The sequence below is a fragment of the Parasphingomonas frigoris genome (assembly GCF_036663815.1).
In the GTDB taxonomy this organism is placed as follows: Bacteria; Pseudomonadota; Alphaproteobacteria; order Sphingomonadales; family Sphingomonadaceae; genus Sphingomonas.
On sequence record NZ_JAXOJQ010000010.1, the window covers coordinates 30479 to 44827 of the forward strand.

The following is a 14349-nucleotide window of genomic DNA, read 5'->3' on the forward strand; positions in this document are numbered from 1 at the left end:
TTATGGCTCGACCGACAGACGATATCCCGCGCCGCGCACCGTATGCAGGATCGGCGCGGTAAAGCCCTCTTCGAGCTTGCGGCGCAGACGCCCGATATGGACATCGACGACGTTCGAGCCCGGGTCGAAATGATAGTTCCAGATCTTCTCGAGCATCATCGTCCGCGTGACCACCTGCCCGGCATGGCGTGCGAGATATTCGAGCAGATTGAATTCGCGAGCACCAAGCGCGATCGCACGACCCTGTCGCGATACGGTGCGCGCCAGCAGGTCGATCTCGAGATCACCGACCGACAGCCGCGTCGGCTGCCCCTCGCTCCCGCCGCGATCGACGCGCCGGAAGACCGCGTCGATCCGCGCAGTCAGTTCGGCGAAGGAAAACGGTTTGACGAGATAGTCGTCGGCGCCGGCGTTGAGGCCATCGATGCGATCGTCGACCGTTCCCAGCGCCGACAGGATGAGGGTCGGAGTCGTCACGCCCGCAGCGCGAATCGCGCCGAGCATCGCCAGCCCGTTGATTCCCGGCAGCATGCGATCGGCAATGATCAGATCGAAGATGCCCTCGCTCGCCAGGAACAGGCCGTCGCGCCCATCGGCACAGCTCTGCACCGCATAGCCTGCTTCGCCGAGGCCCTTGGCGAGATAGGCGGCGGTGGAGGCATCGTCTTCGACGATCAATATCTTGCGGGTCACTGGCAACATTCCGGGCGGTTTCCTCATGCCTAGAATGAAATGAGGCCGACGGAAAGCAAGCCTTCCGCCGGCCAACGGCACTCCCGGGAGTGCGAGTGCCGATCTGGGGAAATCATTTCGCGCCGCATGCATCTGGCGTGCGAGGAGATATGCATCCCACCGGCTCACACCGCGATGAAGCCGGCGTGACGAAACTGTCATTCCCGTTTGCCAAAAGGCGGCCGCGCGGCAGAGGCCCGAAGCGATCGTCCGATTCCCGACGGTCGTGGGCGTTCAGCCCGCTCACCGTTCGCCCGGAACTTGTCGAAGGGCAGCCCTCCCTGGCGGGCCGCGCTCAATTGGTGAGCAGGGCTTCGAGACGCTTAGCCCGACCGGATTTGGGTGATCCCGCTAAACGGAGATGCCCCCCGGAGCGCACCCGCCGCGACAGGCTGCACGCCTCGCAGCCAACGAACACCCGTCAAAACCAAGACGCCCGCTTCCCAGGCGAAGGGCGGGCGCAGAAGCGAAACCGAAGCAGGCATGTGGCGGCAGCTGTTACCAGCGGCCACTGCAACTGGACACCGGCCTCAGCCGGGAAAGCGCGCTTGCAATGGAGGCGGTCAGAGATGCGCCCGCCTCGGCGCGAGACGCAACGCGCCCCGCCTCACACCGCGTCGAGGATCGCTTCGATAGCCGTGGTCACTGCGCCGATCTCGCCCATGCCGTCGACGCGCGCGAGCAGCCCGCGCGCGGCGTAGATCGGGATGATCGGCTCGGTCTTGGCGCGATATTCCGCCATGCGCGTGCGCACGGTCGATTCGTTGTCGTCGGGGCGGCGCTTGAAGTCGTGGCTGCCGCAGACGTCGCACGTGCCTTCGGTCTTGGGCTGCTTGAAATGGTCGTGATAGCCGGCACCGCACACCGCGCAGGTATAACGACCGACGATCCGCGCGACGAGTTTGTCCTCGTTAACCTCGAGCTCGATCACCTTGTCGAGTGCGCGACCGCGCCCGGCCAGGATCGTGTCGAGCTGTTCGGCCTGCGCCGCGGTCCGCGGATAGCCGTCGAAGATCACGCCCTGCGCGGGATCGAGCGAAGCCAGCTTCTCGTCGATGATGCCCGAAACGATCGCGTCGGAAACGAGCTCACCGGCTTCCATCACGGCTTTGGCCTGCAACCCGACCGGGCTGCCCGACTTGACCGCCGCGCGCAGCATGTCGCCAGTCGAGAGCTGGATCATCCCCCGCGTCGCCTCGAGGTGGCTCGCCTGGGTGCCCTTGCCCGCGCCCGGAGGCCCCAAAAGAATGATGTTCACGCCACAATCCCCTCTTCGACCCGCTCGTAGACGGCGTCGCGCTTAGCGCAGACGCCCGCCTTTCAGCTTCGCCTTCTTGATCAGATCGCCATATTGATGCGCCAGCAAATGGCTCTGGATCTGCGTCACCGTATCCATCGTTACGTTGACCACGATCAGGAGGCTAGTGCCACCCAGGTAGAATGGGATCGCCAGCGCCGACACCAGATATTCGGGCAGCAGGCAGATGATCGTCAGATACCCCGCACCGATCACGGTGATGCGCGTCAGCACGTAGTCGAAATAATTCTCGGTGTTCTTGCCCGGGCGGATGCCCGGAATGAAGCCGCCATGGCGCTTGAGATTGTCGGCGGTCTCTTCCGGATTGAACACGACGGCAGTGTAGAAGAACGAAAAGAACACGATGCCAGCGCCGTAGAGCAGCATGTACACCAGGCTGCCGTGCTGGAGGTACTGGTTCAGCGTGATGACCAGATCGCCGTACCACGTTTCCTTCGCGCCCGGCGCCTGCTTGCCCGCCAGCTGCATAACGGTGAGCGGCATCAGCAGCAGCGACGAGGCGAAGATCGGCGGGATAACGCCCGCGGTGTTGATCTTGAGCGGCAGATGGCTGCGGTCGGACTGCATCCCGCGCTGCGTCTGGCGCTTGGGGTACTGGATCAGGATGCGGCGCTGCGCGCGCTCCATGAAGCAGATGAACAGGATCAGGCCCGCAACCGCAACCGCGATCGCGACGATCGTGAAGCCGTTGAGGTTGCCGGCGCGGCCACCCTGGGCGAGATTGTAGAGCGTCGTCGGCAAGTTCGCGACGATGCCGGCCATGATGATCAGCGACATGCCGTTGCCGATCCCGCGCGCGGTGATCTGCTCGCCAATCCACATCAGGAACATCGTGCCACCGACGAGGCTGACGATCGAGCCGACGATGAACATCGGGCCCGGATCGACCACCACGCCCTGGCTCTGGAAGCCGAGCGTGAGGAAATAGCCCTGGATGATCGTCAGCGCGACGGTGCCGTAGCGCGTGTACTGGTTGAGCTTCTTGCGCCCGCTCTCGCCTTCCTTCTTGATCGCGGCAAGCGTTGGCGACAGCGAGGTCGCGAGCTGCACCACGATCGAGGCGGTGATGTACGGGGTGACGCCCAGCGCGATCAGGCTGGCGCGCTTGAGCGAGCCGCCCGAGAAAGCGTTGAAGAAATCGAGCACACCGCCGCTGGTGCGATTCGCCAGCTCGGTCAGCGCGGTCGGGTCGATCCCCGGCAGCGGCACGTAGCTGAGCAGGCGGAACACGATCAGCGCGCCGATGGTGAACCACAGCCGCTTCTTGAGGTCGGTCGCCTGTGCGAATTTCGACAGGCTGATGCTGGAAGCCATCTGGTCGGCTGCGGATGCCATGCTGCGTATCGTCCCGGTAACTCAGGTGTCAGGAAACAAAAAACGGCGGAAAGCGTTACCGCCCCCCGCCGCTCATATAGGGGCCCGAACGGGCTTGTCTAACCTTGCGGTCAGATTTCCTGCCAATGCCCCCTGCCCGTCAATCCCGCGGAAGCGGAAAGGACGGCGGAAATCATAGGTCGAGGAAACTCAGGCCCGAAGCGTTCAGGCCTTGAACGATTCCTTGTGCGCCTTGCGCTCGCGATACTTGACGCCCTTCTTGGCAGCAGCCTTTTCGGCCGCCGGAACGACGTGAATCACGTCGACCTTGCCGCCGAGCTTCTCGACCGCCTCGATCGCGCCCTTCGACGCACCGGCGACGGTGAAGCTGAGCACTGCGGTCATCTCGCCCTTGGCGAGCAGACGGACGCCGTCCTTGCCGCCACGCGCCAGGCCAGCGGCCTTGAGCGCGTCATGGTCGAGCGTCGCGCCGGCTTCGATCTTGCCTGCGTCGACGGCTGCCTGGATCGCACCGAGGTTCACCTCGGCATAGTCCTTGGCGAAGATATTGTTGAAGCCGCGCTTAGGCAGACGCATGTGGAGCGGCATCTGGCCACCCTCGAAGCCTGCGATCGAGACGCCTTCACGGCTCTTCTGGCCCTTCTGACCACGGCCGGCAGTCTTGCCCTTGCCCGAACCGATACCACGGCCGACGCGCATCTTGGATTTACGCGCGCCCTGATTGTCGCGGATTTCATTGAGTTTCATGTGTGCACTCGCTTTCGCTTTTGTCGCGCTTTGCTGGAAGGGGGGCCCAATAGCGACGCCGACGCCCTTTGTCATCCCCTTTAACGCGGTCGAGGCGTCATCCGGATCGAGCGTCCCGCCGCAGCGCGAGCGAATAGAGCGGAGCCTCGTGTCCGCGGATGCGACGCCGCACGCGCTCGACCGGGCGGGCAACGTACCGCTCGAGGACCACGCTCACCAGCAGCACCGCCGGAATTGCGAGGACGTGCGGCACCGCTGGCGGGAGCGACGCCCCAAACGGTCGAAGCTGCAGGATCGTCAAGACCAACCAGTGACAGATGTAGAGCGGGTAAGACAGATCGCCGAGCGCCACATCCCACGTCCGGCCGTGCTGAAACAGGAACAAAAACGGCAGTAACCCCCACAGAATCGCCAACGTCCCGATCGTCGACGCCGGCTCGGGTAGCGGCACCCACCCCTGCGCTAGGTATACCCCGACCGCTACGCCAGGCGCCGCGACGATGCTGGACCGCGTCGCGTGGGTGCGGACCAGCGGCAGCAGCCAGCGCTCCGCCAGCGCACCTGCCACGAAGAGCGAAATCTCGAAGGGAAAGAAGCGGTAGGTCCACGGATCGTTGTCCAGGCCGTACTGCCAACCGATCACGGTGAGCGCAGTCGAGCCAATTGCGACCGCCACCATCAGCCCCACGCGCCGCACCAGCCAAGGCGCCAACAGATAGAAATACAACTCCAGCGCGAGTGACCATGCCGGGGGAACAGTGAGCAGTTCCCAAAGCGACGGGTGGGCCAGATGGAAATCGCGCGAAAAGGCGAGGCCGTCGCCATTTTGCTGGACGAAAATGACAAAGTCCTGCCCGACAACGATGACGTTTGTGACAGCGACGAGCAGCAGCGCCGCAGGGTTCAGGCCTACCGGCTCTCGCACTTCGGCAAACGTCAGCCACACCACCGCGGTCGCGGCTGCAACGCACCAATAGATCGGAAAAATGCGGAGCGCGCGGTTGACGTAGAACGTCGACAGACGCGTGTAGGCGCCGTCGCGGTTGAGCACATAGGAGATCAGAAAACCGCTGATCATGAAGAAGGCTTGGACCGCGATGCGCGGGTTGCCCAGGCTCAGCCCGGCGACCTCGATACCGGCATGCGTGGCGAACACCGCAAAGGCCAGAAGCAGCCGAAACATCCCCACCGCATCGCCCCCCGGCTCCATGCCTACAACGACACGGCATTAGCACTGTCGCCCAAACGCATATTCCCGCGGACGATGCGCCATAACAGCGCACCCTCCGCGGGAATAGGGAGATACAGCGCGCACCCGGACATCGAGTGCGCTTCTGGATCGTTCGAAGCTTACGCCTCGATCTTCACCATATGCGCGACCTTGCGGATCATGCCCCGGACTTCGGGGGTATCCTCGAGCTCACGCGTCTTGTGCATCTTGTTGAGGCCGAGGCCGATCAGCGTTGCGCGCTGGTCGGCTTCGCGGCGGATCGGCGAACCGGTCTGCGTGATCTTGATGGTTGCCATGTCGCTTACTCCACAACCGCGGCCGCATCGGCCTCGGCAGTCTCGGATCCACCACGGCCCAGCAGGTCGGCAATCTTCTTGCCGCGACGCTGTGCAACCGACTTCGGCGAAACCTGCGAGGTCAGCGCCTCGAAGGTTGCCCGGATCATGTTGTACGGGTTCGACGTGCCGACCGACTTGGTCACGACGTCGGCGACGCCGAGCGACTCGAAAACGGCGCGCATCGGACCGCCAGCGATGATGCCCGTACCAGCCGGCGCCGAGCGCAGCGTGACGAGACCGGCACCGAAGTGACCGTTACCGTCATGATGCAGCGTGCGGCCTTCCTTGAGCGGAACGCGGACCATTGCCTTCTTGGCAGCAGCCGTCGCCTTCGAGATGGCTTCCGGCACTTCGCGCGCCTTGCCATGACCGAAGCCGACCCGGCCCTTGCCGTCGCCGACGACGACGAGTGCTGCAAAGCCGAAGCGCTTGCCGCCCTTGACCGTCTTCGAGACGCGGTTGATGTGAACCAGCTTCTCGATCAGCTCTTCGCCGCCATCGTCGGCGCCAGGGCCGCCACGACCGCGATTGTCGCGACCGCCACGGTTGTCACGGCCGCCACGGTTTGCACCGCCGCCAGGACCACGACCGCCGCCAGGGCCGCCACGGTTGCCACCAGGACCACCACGACCGCGCGGCGCTTCCTGCTGCGGAACCGGTGCGCCGTCGGGCGACGCTGCGATTTCGTTCGGAATGTTGTCGTCAGCCATAATTAGAACTCCAATCCGGCTTCACGCGCGGCAGTCGCCAGCGCCTTGACCCGGCCGTGGAACAGGAAGCCACCGCGGTCGAACACGACCTGCGTCACGCCAGCAGCCTTGCAGGCTTCGGCGATGCGCGTGCCGACACCGGTCGCTGCGTCTAGGTTGGCGCCGGACGTGTCGCGCACGTCCTTTTCCAGCGTCGAAGCAGCAGCGATCGTCACGCCCTTGGCATCGTCGATGATCTGCGCATAGATGTGGCGGCCCGAGCGGTGGATCGACAGCCGCGGACGGCCCGAACCCCGTGCACGAAGCGCGGTGCGGTTGCGGCGGCGCCGCTTCTCGAAGAGAGACATACCCTTGGTCGACATTACTTCTTCTTCCCTTCCTTGCGGAAGATGAACTCGCCGTCGTACTTGATGCCCTTGCCCTTGTAAGGCTCGGGCTTGCGCCAACGACGGATTTCAGCTGCCAGCTGGCCGACCTTCTGCTTGTCCGAACCCGAGATCTCGATCGTCGTGTTGTCGGGGGTCTTGACTTCGATCCCCTCCGGCACGTCGATGTTGACGTCGTGGCTGTAGCCGAGCTTGAGGTTCAGGTTCTTGCCCTGCGCCGCAGCACGATAACCAACGCCGTTGATCAGCAGCTTCTTGGTGAAGCCTTCCGAAACGCCGGTGATTAGGTTCTGCACGAGCGTCCGCTGCATGCCCCAGAACGCGCGAGCGCGCTTGGTGTCGTTGGCCGGATTGACCGAAACGCCACCCTCTTCGAGCACATAGCTGATCTCTTCGCGCAGCGGCATCGCGAGGGTGCCCTTGGGCCCCTTCACGGTGAGCTGCTGGCCTTCGATCGTCGCGGTCGTACCGCTCGGGATCGCGACCGGCTTTTTACCGATGCGGCTCATATCAGAACACCTCCGCGAGGACTTCGCCGCCGACATTCTGTTCGCGCGCTTCGGCGTCGGACAGAACACCGCGAGGCGTCGAGACGATGGTGATGCCGAGGCCGTTCATGACGCGCGGCAGTTCGGTCGAAGCCGAATAGACGCGACGGCCAGGCTTCGAAACGCGGGCAACGTGCTTGATCGCAGGCTGGCCCTCGAAATACTTCAGCTCGATGCGGATGCCGGCCGCAGGGCCCATCTGCTCTTCGCTATAGCCACGGATGTAGCCTTCGCGCTGGAGAACGTCGAGAACGCGGGCCCGCAGCTTGGAGCCCGGCGTCAGGACGGAGTCCTTGCGCGCGCGCTGGCCGTTGCGGATGCGGGTGAGCATATCACCCAGGGGATCGGTCAATGCCATCTGTTGATCCTTACCAGCTCGACTTCGTAACGCCCGGGATCAGGCCCTTGTTGGCCAGATCGCGCAGCTGAATACGGCAGAGGCGGAACTTGCGATAATAAGCGCGCGGACGACCCGTCAGCTCGCAGCGGTTGCGGATGCGCGTCGGGTTCCCGTTGCGGGGAATCTCGGCCATCTTGAGGCGTGCCTCGATCCGCTCGCCGTCGCTGAGCGACTGATCGGCAGCGATTGCCTTCAGCGCTGCATACTTAGGCGCGTACTTCTTGACGAGCATCTTGCGACGCTCGTTCTTGTTGACAGAACTTACCTTCGCCATCTTATGCCGCCTTCTTTTCGGTCGCGTCTTCAGTGACTTCCGGCGGGAACGGGAAGCCGAACAGGCGGAGCAGCTCGCGCGCTTCGTCGTCGGTCCGTGCCGTGGTCGTGACGATCACGTCCATGCCGCGGATCTTGTCGATCCGGTCGTAGCTGATTTCCGGGAACACCAGCTGCTCCTTCAGGCCGCAGGCATAGTTGCCGCGTCCGTCGAACGACTTGGGGTTGAGCCCGCGGAAATCGCGAACGCGCGGGAGCGCGATCGTGATGAAACGGTCGAGGAATTCGTACATGCGCTCACGGCGAAGAGTGACCTTCACGCCGATCGGCATGCCTTCGCGCAGCTTGAACTGAGCGATCGACTTCTTGGCCTTGGTCACGACGGGCTTCTGGCCGGCGATCAGCTCCATTTCCTGGGCTGCCTGGTCGACCTTCTTCTTGTCCTGCGTCGCTTCGCCAACGCCCATGTTCAGGACGATCTTGTCGATGCGCGGGACTTCCATCGCGTTCTTGTAGCCGAACTTCTCGGTCATCGCAGCGACGATCTTGTCGTCGTACATGCCCTTCATCCGGGGCTTGGTTGCAGCATCAGCCACTGATCTTCTCCCCGGTCTTGACCGCAACGCGGACCTTCTTGCCGTCCTGGGTCTCGAAGCGAACGCGCGTCGGCTTGCCGTCGGCGGTCACATGCGCAACCTTGGAAATGTGCATCGGTGCTTCCGAACGCTTCAGGCCACCCTCGGGGTCGCCCTGGCTCGGCTTGGTGTGGCGCACGGCGACGTTGACGCCCGAAACGATGACCTTGCCGTCCTTCGGGAACGAGGTCGTCACTTCGCCGGTCTTGCCCTTGTCGCGGCCCGACAGGACGATGACGCGATCGCCCTTCTTGATCTTAGCGGCGGCCATTTTACAGCACCTCCGGTGCGAGCGAGATGATCTTCATGTGCTTCTTACCGCGGAGCTCGCGCACCACTGGGCCAAAGATACGCGTGCCGATCGGCTCTTCGTTCTTGTTGACCAGCACGGCTGCGTTCGAATCGAAGCGGATCACGGTACCATCGGCCCGGCGAATGTCCTTCGCCGTACGCACGATGACGGCACGGTGCACGTCGCCCTTCTTCACGCGGCCACGGGGGGCAGCTTCCTTGACGCTGACGACGATGATGTCGCCCACGCCTGCAACACGACGCTTGGAACCCCCAAGCACCTTGATGCACATAACCCGCTTCGCGCCGCTGTTGTCAGCGACCTCGAGATTGGATTGCATCTGGATCATTGGATCCGCTTCCTTCTCATTCCAGGCACCGATTCCGACCGGTGCCGCCTAAACTCAGTCGTCACCCCAACACCGGGGTAGCACGACTATTGCCTGACCCTTTCCATGCGGCCCCGGCATTCACCGGGGTACCGCGACGGAGGTGTCAGGCGTCGACGTCGACCCGCTCAGGCGTCGCGTGGGTGTTAACCCGATCGATCACCTTCCAGGTCTTCAGCTTGGAGATCGGTGCGGTCTCTTCGATCCGCACGGTTTCGCCCTGCTTGAACTCATTGCCCTCATCGTGGGCATGATACTTCTTCGTACGACGGATGATCTTGCCGTAGAGCGCGTGCTTGACCTTGCGCTCCACGTTCACGACCACCGTCTTGTCGCCCTTGTCGGAGACGATCAGCCCCGTCAGCACGCGCTTTGGCATGTCTAAATCCTTACTTTGCCGCAGCGTCGCGCGAACGCGTCGACTGCAGGGTCTTGATGCGAGCGATGTCGCGACGGACTTCCTTCACCCGGCTCGACTTTTCGAGCTGGTTGGTCGCCGCCTGGAAGCGGAGGTTGAACGCCTCACGCTTCAGGTTGCCGAGCTCTTCGCCCAGCTGGTCTTCGGTCTTGGCGACCAGGTCGGAACGACGCGTGTCGAGCTTTGCCATCTTATGCAACTCCCAGATGCGAGGTGTCGCCGAGACGGGCAACGACCTTCACCTTGATCGGCAGCTTCATCGCTGCGCGGCTGAACGCCATAGCGGCGATGTCACCCGGAACGCCATCCAGTTCGAACAGGATGCGGCCCGGCTTTACGCGAGCTGCCCAATATTCCGGCGAACCCTTGCCCTTACCCATGCGGACTTCGGCAGGCTTGCCCGAGACGGGAAGATCCGGGAAAACGCGGATCCACAAACGCCCCTGGCGCTTGATGTGACGCGTGATCGCGCGGCGAGCCGCCTCGATCTGGCGTGCGGTGATCCGGTCCGGCTCCATCGCCTTCAGCCCGTACGAGCCGAAGTTGAGGGTCGTGCCGGACTTGGCGTCGCCATGGATGCGGCCCTTGAAGGCCTTGCGAAACTTGGTCTTTTTCGGTTGCAGCATGATCTATTCCTTAGCGGCGCGGATCAGGCCGGACGCCGGAAGTCTGTGCTTCCATCATCAGCCGGTCGGTCGCCATCGGGTCATGACCCAGGATTTCGCCCTTGAAGATCCAGACCTTCACGCCGCACACGCCATAGGCAGTGTGTGCAGTCGCTTCGGCATAATCGACGTTGGCGCGCAGCGTGTGGAGCGGAACGCGACCTTCGCGATACCATTCCGAACGCGCGATTTCAGCACCGCCGAGACGGCCACCGCAGTTGATCCGGATGCCCTCGGCGCCGAGACGCATCGCCGACTGGACCGCACGCTTCATGGCGCGGCGGAAAGCGATACGACGCTCGAGCTGATCGGCAATGCCCTGTGCGACGAGCTTCGAATCGACTTCCGGCTTGCGGATTTCGACGATGTTGAGGCTCACGTCGGACGTGGTCATCTTGCCGAGCAGGCGGCGCAGCTTTTCAATGTCTGCGCCCTTCTTGCCGATGATCACGCCGGGGCGTGCTGCGAAGATCGAGACGCGGCACAGCTTGGCCGGACGGTCGATCACCACCTTGGAGATCGCTGCCTGCGGCAGCGTCTTCATGATGAACGCGCGCATCTTGAGATCTTCGAGCAGAAGACGACCGTAATCGGCGCCCTCTGCATACCAGCGGCTGTCCCAGGTGCGGTTGATCTGCAGACGCAGACCGATGGGGTTCGATTTCTGACCCATTACGCTTCTTCTTCCATTTCGCGAACGACGATGCGCAGGCGGCTGAAGGGCTTAAGGATGCGGGTCGACTTGCCGCGGCCGCGCGTGGCGAACCGCTTCATGACGATCGACTTGCCGACCGAGGCTTCCGAGACGACGAGCGAGTCGACGTCGAGGTTATGGTTGTTCTCAGCGTTGGCGATGGCCGAGGCCAGCACCTTGCGCGCTTCGATCGCCATGCCCTTGGTCGAGAATTGCAGGATGTTCATCGCTTGGCCGACCGGCTTGTTGCGGATGAGCGCTGCAACCAGGCCGAGCTTCTGCGCCGAACCACGGATCTGCGTGCCGACCGAGAGGGCTTCCTTCTCGCCGACCTTGCGGGGGGATTTCGCCTTAGACATTAGCGCTTGCCCTTCTTGTCCGCGGCGTGGCCGGGGAAGTAACGGGTGGGCGCGAACTCGCCGAGCTTCATGCCCACCATGTCCTCGTTGACCGAGACCGGCACGAACTTGCGGCCGTTATAGACGCTGAACGTGAGGCCCACGAACTGCGGCAAGATCGTCGAGCGACGCGACCAGGTCTTGATCGCACCGCGCGCATTGGTTTCCTGCGCGGTTTCTGCCTTCTTGAGCAGGTGGAGGTCCACGAAGGGACCCTTCCAGACTGAGCGAGCCATCTTAGCCCTTCCTCTTCGTCGAATGACGCGAACGGATGATCATCTTATCCGTCGACTTATTGTGACGGGTGCGCGCACCCTTGGTCGGCTTGCCCCATGGCGTAACCGGATGACGGCCACCCGAGGTACGGCCTTCACCACCGCCGTGCGGATGGTCGACCGGGTTCTTGGCGACACCACGCGTCAGCGGGCGAATGCCCAACCAGCGGCTGCGGCCTGCCTTGGCGAGGTTGGTGTTGCCGTTGTCGGGGTTCGACACGGCGCCGACCGTCGCCATGCAGTTCGCATGGAGGTAGCGCTGCTCGCCCGAGTTGAGGCGGACCATGACCATGCCCTTGTCGCGACCGACGACCTGCACATAGGTGCCGGCCGAACGTGCGATCTGACCGCCCTTGCCCGGCTTCATCTCGACGTTGTGGACGATCGTGCCGACCGGCATCTGGCCCAGCTCCATCGCGTTGCCCGGCTTCACGTCGGTCTTCTTGTCCGCGATGACCTTGTCACCGACGGCCAAGCGCTGCGGCGCGATGATGTAGGCAACGTTTTCCTTGCCATCGGCAGTCTGACCATAGTTGATCAGCGCGATGAACGCGGTGCGGTTGGGATCATATTCGATCCGCTCGACAACGCCATCGACGCCCCAGTTACGGCGCTTGAAGTCGATGATGCGGTAGCGCTGCTTGTGACCGCCGGCGATGCCCCGCGACGTGATGTGGCCCTTGTTGTTACGGCCACCGGTCTTGCGCTTGCCTTCGGTCAGCGCCTTGACGGGGCCGCCCTTGTGCAGTGCCGAACGGTCGACGAGGATGAGCCCGCGGCGTGCCGGGCTCGTCGGGTTATAATGCTTCAGTGCCATCGGATCAGATCCCCGTCGTCACGTCGATGGACTGGCCGTCCTTCAACGTCACGATCGCCTTCTTGATGTCGGAGCGGGTGTAGGGCGCGCCCTTCCACTTCTTGGTCTTGCCCTTCTGGACGATCGTGTTGACCCCCAGAACGGTCACGTCGAACAGCGCTTCCACTGCAGCCTTGATCTGCGGCTTGGTCGCGTCGTTGGTGACCTTGAACACGACGGCGTTATGCTCGGAGAGCAAGGTCGCCTTCTCGGTGATGTGCGGAGCAACGATCACGTCGTAGTGACGTGCGTCGATCCCGGTTTTTGGCTTAGCCATTGAAGCGCGCCTCCAGCTTCTCGACGGCAGCGCGGGTCAGGACCAGCGTGTCGTGCTTCAGGATATCGTACACATTGGCGCCTGCAGCCGGCATCACGTTGATCGTGTGCAGGTTGCCCGCAGCCAGTGCGAAGCTCGTGTCGACCATGTCGCCGTCGATGACGAGCGCGGTCTTGCCGGTGCCAAGCTTGGCCCAATCCGCGATCAGCGTCTTGGTCTTGTTCTCGGCAACGCCCAGGCTGTCCATGACGACCAGCGTACCGGCCTGTGCATGCGTCGACAGCGCCATCTTGAGACCGAGTGCGCGGATCTTCTTGTTCAGGCCGGGGTTGAAGTCGCGGGTCCGCTGACCGTGCGCCTTACCACCACCGACGAAGATCGGAGCGCGGCGATCGCCGTGACGAGCCGTACCGCCGCCCTTCTGGCGACCGAACTTCTTGCCCGTACGCGCAACGTCGGAACGCTCACGCGTGCCGCTTGCGGTCGCACGGCGCTTCTCGAGCTGCCAGGTGACGACGCGGTGCAGGATGTCGGCGCGCGGATCGAGACCGAAGACCTCGTCGTTGAGCTCGACTTCCGTGCCGGCTGCGCCGTCGAAAGACTGAGATGTAACCTTCATGATCAGCCCTCCTGGCCGTCGGTCGCGTCCACGGTCGCGACGTCAGCAGGCGTCTCGGCGGGAGCGGTATCGTTGGTGTTGGCAACCTGGCGGAGGCCGGCGGGGTACGGCGCATCGGCGTGACGCGCGACCTTGACCGAATCCTTGACCAGCAACCAGCCGCCCTTCGAGCCAGGGACCGAACCCTTGACGAAGATGAGGCCACGCTCGACGTCGGTCGAGACGATTTCGAGGTTTTGCTGGGTGCGGTTCTTGTCGCCCATGTGACCGGCCATCTTCTTGTTCTTGAAGACCTTGCCCGGATCCTGGCGCTGACCGGTCGAACCGAGCGAACGGTGCGAAACCGAAACGCCGTGGGTCGCACGCAGACCGCCGAAGCCCCAACGCTTCATGCCGCCCTGGAAGCCCTTACCCTGGGTCACGCCCTGGATATCGACGATCTGGCCGGAAACATAATGGTCGGCAGAGATGGTCGCGCCGACTTCGAGCACGGCATCATCGCTCACGCGGAACTCAGCCAGCTTCGCCTTGGGCTCAACTTCGGCCTTGCCGAAGTGGCCGCGCTGCGGCTTGGCGACATTCTTTGCTTTTGCGGTACCTGCGCCCAGCTGGACTGCAACATACCCATCTCGATCGGCCTCGCGAACGGCCACAACTTGAAGATTTTCCAGTGCCAGAACGGTCACGGGCACGTGGCGCCCGTCGTCCTGGAACCAGCGGGTCATCCCCATCTTTTTCGCGATCACGCCAGTGCGCATGATCAATGCTCCATTCAATGCAGAGGCACCCCTCGGACCATTCCGAAGGGTGCGTA

The 14349-nt window shown here is 63.3% G+C and carries 24 protein-coding genes; all 24 read right to left on the minus strand.

The window, feature by feature from the left end; genetic code table 11:
- The 24 genes from U1872_RS20185 to rplC all read right to left on the minus strand — a co-directional run bounded on the left by U1872_RS20185 (position 1) and on the right by rplC (position 14293).
- The gene (locus U1872_RS20185; RefSeq protein ID WP_332794715.1) at positions 1 to 693 is read right to left on the minus strand and encodes a response regulator transcription factor; all 693 of its coding nucleotides are present in this window, start codon (positions 691 to 693) and stop codon (positions 1 to 3) included.
- 646 nt (positions 694 to 1339) lie between these two features.
- On the minus strand, positions 1340 to 1990 hold the full coding sequence (locus U1872_RS20190; RefSeq protein WP_332794716.1) for an adenylate kinase: 651 nt from the start codon (positions 1988 to 1990) through the stop codon (positions 1340 to 1342).
- A 42-nt stretch (positions 1991 to 2032) separates the two neighbouring features.
- Positions 2033 to 3385: a preprotein translocase subunit SecY gene (secY, locus tag U1872_RS20195; RefSeq protein WP_332794717.1), complete on the minus strand. Its 1353-nt coding sequence runs from the start codon at positions 3383 to 3385 to the stop codon at positions 2033 to 2035.
- A gap of 204 nt (positions 3386 to 3589) precedes the next feature.
- A complete protein-coding gene (gene rplO, locus U1872_RS20200) occupies positions 3590 to 4132 on the minus strand; it encodes a 50S ribosomal protein L15 (RefSeq protein WP_010185512.1) in 543 nt (180 codons plus the stop codon).
- Positions 4133 to 4229: 97 nt separating this feature from the next.
- Complete coding sequence (locus U1872_RS20205) at positions 4230 to 5315, minus strand: acyltransferase family protein (protein WP_332794718.1); 1086 nt, start codon at positions 5313 to 5315, stop codon at positions 4230 to 4232.
- A gap of 167 nt (positions 5316 to 5482) precedes the next feature.
- Positions 5483 to 5659 carry a 50S ribosomal protein L30 gene (rpmD, locus tag U1872_RS20210; RefSeq protein ID WP_010164564.1) on the minus strand — a complete coding sequence of 59 codons (177 nt, stop codon included), beginning with the start codon at positions 5657 to 5659 and terminating at the stop codon, positions 5483 to 5485.
- 5 nt (positions 5660 to 5664) lie between these two features.
- A complete protein-coding gene (gene rpsE / locus U1872_RS20215) occupies positions 5665 to 6411 on the minus strand; it encodes a 30S ribosomal protein S5 (protein WP_133189625.1) in 747 nt (248 codons plus the stop codon).
- A 2-nt stretch (positions 6412 to 6413) separates the two neighbouring features.
- On the minus strand, positions 6414 to 6773 hold the full coding sequence (rplR, locus tag U1872_RS20220; protein WP_010185509.1) for a 50S ribosomal protein L18: 360 nt from the start codon (positions 6771 to 6773) through the stop codon (positions 6414 to 6416).
- Positions 6773 to 7306 carry a 50S ribosomal protein L6 gene (gene rplF, locus U1872_RS20225; RefSeq protein ID WP_332794719.1) on the minus strand — a complete coding sequence of 178 codons (534 nt, stop codon included), beginning with the start codon at positions 7304 to 7306 and terminating at the stop codon, positions 6773 to 6775. Before rplF ends, rplR begins: the two co-directional genes overlap by 1 nt.
- A gap of 1 nt (position 7307) precedes the next feature.
- Entirely contained in the window at positions 7308 to 7703 is a 396-nt protein-coding gene (gene rpsH, locus U1872_RS20230; protein WP_010185507.1) for a 30S ribosomal protein S8, read from the minus strand.
- A gap of 10 nt (positions 7704 to 7713) precedes the next feature.
- Positions 7714 to 8019: a 30S ribosomal protein S14 gene (rpsN, locus tag U1872_RS20235; protein ID WP_188449598.1), complete on the minus strand. Its 306-nt coding sequence runs from the start codon at positions 8017 to 8019 to the stop codon at positions 7714 to 7716.
- A 1-nt stretch (position 8020) separates the two neighbouring features.
- The gene (gene rplE, locus U1872_RS20240; RefSeq protein ID WP_029625217.1) at positions 8021 to 8614 is read right to left on the minus strand and encodes a 50S ribosomal protein L5; all 594 of its coding nucleotides are present in this window, start codon (positions 8612 to 8614) and stop codon (positions 8021 to 8023) included.
- On the minus strand, positions 8607 to 8924 hold the full coding sequence (gene rplX, locus U1872_RS20245) for a 50S ribosomal protein L24 (protein ID WP_332794720.1): 318 nt from the start codon (positions 8922 to 8924) through the stop codon (positions 8607 to 8609). The genes rplE and rplX overlap by 8 nt, the downstream gene beginning before the upstream one ends.
- Before the next feature lies 1 nt (position 8925).
- Positions 8926 to 9294 carry a 50S ribosomal protein L14 gene (gene rplN, locus U1872_RS20250; protein ID WP_010164574.1) on the minus strand — a complete coding sequence of 123 codons (369 nt, stop codon included), beginning with the start codon at positions 9292 to 9294 and terminating at the stop codon, positions 8926 to 8928.
- 145 nt (positions 9295 to 9439) lie between these two features.
- The gene (rpsQ, locus tag U1872_RS20255) at positions 9440 to 9712 is read right to left on the minus strand and encodes a 30S ribosomal protein S17 (protein WP_010185503.1); all 273 of its coding nucleotides are present in this window, start codon (positions 9710 to 9712) and stop codon (positions 9440 to 9442) included.
- 10 nt (positions 9713 to 9722) lie between these two features.
- Positions 9723 to 9941, minus strand: coding sequence for a 50S ribosomal protein L29 (gene rpmC / locus U1872_RS20260; protein WP_133189629.1), 219 nt, complete (start codon positions 9939 to 9941; stop codon positions 9723 to 9725).
- Position 9942: 1 nt separating this feature from the next.
- Positions 9943 to 10377 (minus strand): 50S ribosomal protein L16, encoded by a 435-nt coding sequence (gene rplP / locus U1872_RS20265; RefSeq protein WP_010185500.1) that lies wholly within the window; start codon positions 10375 to 10377, stop codon positions 9943 to 9945.
- Positions 10378 to 10387: 10 nt separating this feature from the next.
- The gene (gene rpsC, locus U1872_RS20270) at positions 10388 to 11089 is read right to left on the minus strand and encodes a 30S ribosomal protein S3 (RefSeq protein WP_010185499.1); all 702 of its coding nucleotides are present in this window, start codon (positions 11087 to 11089) and stop codon (positions 10388 to 10390) included.
- The gene (gene rplV / locus U1872_RS20275; protein ID WP_010185498.1) at positions 11089 to 11469 is read right to left on the minus strand and encodes a 50S ribosomal protein L22; all 381 of its coding nucleotides are present in this window, start codon (positions 11467 to 11469) and stop codon (positions 11089 to 11091) included. Before rplV ends, rpsC begins: the two co-directional genes overlap by 1 nt.
- Positions 11469 to 11744, minus strand: coding sequence for a 30S ribosomal protein S19 (rpsS, locus tag U1872_RS20280; protein WP_010164582.1), 276 nt, complete (start codon positions 11742 to 11744; stop codon positions 11469 to 11471). Before rpsS ends, rplV begins: the two co-directional genes overlap by 1 nt.
- A 1-nt stretch (position 11745) precedes the next feature.
- The gene (gene rplB, locus U1872_RS20285) at positions 11746 to 12600 is read right to left on the minus strand and encodes a 50S ribosomal protein L2 (RefSeq protein WP_133189631.1); all 855 of its coding nucleotides are present in this window, start codon (positions 12598 to 12600) and stop codon (positions 11746 to 11748) included.
- A gap of 4 nt (positions 12601 to 12604) precedes the next feature.
- On the minus strand, positions 12605 to 12916 hold the full coding sequence (locus tag U1872_RS20290) for a 50S ribosomal protein L23 (RefSeq protein WP_010185496.1): 312 nt from the start codon (positions 12914 to 12916) through the stop codon (positions 12605 to 12607).
- Positions 12909 to 13535 carry a 50S ribosomal protein L4 gene (rplD, locus tag U1872_RS20295; RefSeq protein WP_332794721.1) on the minus strand — a complete coding sequence of 209 codons (627 nt, stop codon included), beginning with the start codon at positions 13533 to 13535 and terminating at the stop codon, positions 12909 to 12911. The genes U1872_RS20290 and rplD overlap by 8 nt, the downstream gene beginning before the upstream one ends.
- 2 nt (positions 13536 to 13537) lie before the next feature.
- Entirely contained in the window at positions 13538 to 14293 is a 756-nt protein-coding gene (rplC, locus tag U1872_RS20300; protein ID WP_010185494.1) for a 50S ribosomal protein L3, read from the minus strand.
- Positions 14294 to 14349 lie beyond the last annotated feature (56 nt).

Excerpts from the sequence above, each read along its gene's own strand:
- secY (WP_332794717.1), bottom strand. The coding sequence starts at position 3,385 with ATGGCATCCGCAGCCGACCAGATGGCTTCCAGCATCAGCCTGTCGAAA.
- rplO (WP_010185512.1), bottom strand. The coding sequence starts at position 4,132 with ATGAAACTCAATGAAATCCGCGACAATCAGGGCGCGCGTAAATCCAAG.
- U1872_RS20205 (WP_332794718.1), bottom strand. The coding sequence starts at position 5,315 with ATGTTTCGGCTGCTTCTGGCCTTTGCGGTGTTCGCCACGCATGCCGGT.
- rpmD (WP_010164564.1), bottom strand. The coding sequence starts at position 5,659 with ATGGCAACCATCAAGATCACGCAGACCGGTTCGCCGATCCGCCGCGAA.
- rpsE (WP_133189625.1), bottom strand. The coding sequence starts at position 6,411 with ATGGCTGACGACAACATTCCGAACGAAATCGCAGCGTCGCCCGACGGC.
- rplR (WP_010185509.1), bottom strand. The coding sequence starts at position 6,773 with ATGTCGACCAAGGGTATGTCTCTCTTCGAGAAGCGGCGCCGCCGCAAC.
- rplF (WP_332794719.1), bottom strand. The coding sequence starts at position 7,306 with ATGAGCCGCATCGGTAAAAAGCCGGTCGCGATCCCGAGCGGTACGACC.
- rpsH (WP_010185507.1), bottom strand. The coding sequence starts at position 7,703 with ATGGCATTGACCGATCCCCTGGGTGATATGCTCACCCGCATCCGCAAC.
- rpsN (WP_188449598.1), bottom strand. The coding sequence starts at position 8,019 with ATGGCGAAGGTAAGTTCTGTCAACAAGAACGAGCGTCGCAAGATGCTC.
- rplX (WP_332794720.1), bottom strand. The coding sequence starts at position 8,924 with ATGGCCGCCGCTAAGATCAAGAAGGGCGATCGCGTCATCGTCCTGTCG.
- rplN (WP_010164574.1), bottom strand. The coding sequence starts at position 9,294 with ATGATCCAGATGCAATCCAATCTCGAGGTCGCTGACAACAGCGGCGCG.
- rpsQ (WP_010185503.1), bottom strand. The coding sequence starts at position 9,712 with ATGCCAAAGCGCGTGCTGACGGGGCTGATCGTCTCCGACAAGGGCGAC.
- rpmC (WP_133189629.1), bottom strand. The coding sequence starts at position 9,941 with ATGGCAAAGCTCGACACGCGTCGTTCCGACCTGGTCGCCAAGACCGAA.
- rplP (WP_010185500.1), bottom strand. The coding sequence starts at position 10,377 with ATGCTGCAACCGAAAAAGACCAAGTTTCGCAAGGCCTTCAAGGGCCGC.
- rpsC (WP_010185499.1), bottom strand. The coding sequence starts at position 11,089 with ATGGGTCAGAAATCGAACCCCATCGGTCTGCGTCTGCAGATCAACCGC.
- rplV (WP_010185498.1), bottom strand. The coding sequence starts at position 11,469 with ATGTCTAAGGCGAAATCCCCCCGCAAGGTCGGCGAGAAGGAAGCCCTC.
- rpsS (WP_010164582.1), bottom strand. The coding sequence starts at position 11,744 with ATGGCTCGCTCAGTCTGGAAGGGTCCCTTCGTGGACCTCCACCTGCTC.
- rplB (WP_133189631.1), bottom strand. The coding sequence starts at position 12,600 with ATGGCACTGAAGCATTATAACCCGACGAGCCCGGCACGCCGCGGGCTC.
- U1872_RS20290 (WP_010185496.1), bottom strand. The coding sequence starts at position 12,916 with ATGGCTAAGCCAAAAACCGGGATCGACGCACGTCACTACGACGTGATC.
- rplD (WP_332794721.1), bottom strand. The coding sequence starts at position 13,535 with ATGAAGGTTACATCTCAGTCTTTCGACGGCGCAGCCGGCACGGAAGTC.
- rplC (WP_010185494.1), bottom strand. The coding sequence starts at position 14,293 with ATGCGCACTGGCGTGATCGCGAAAAAGATGGGGATGACCCGCTGGTTC.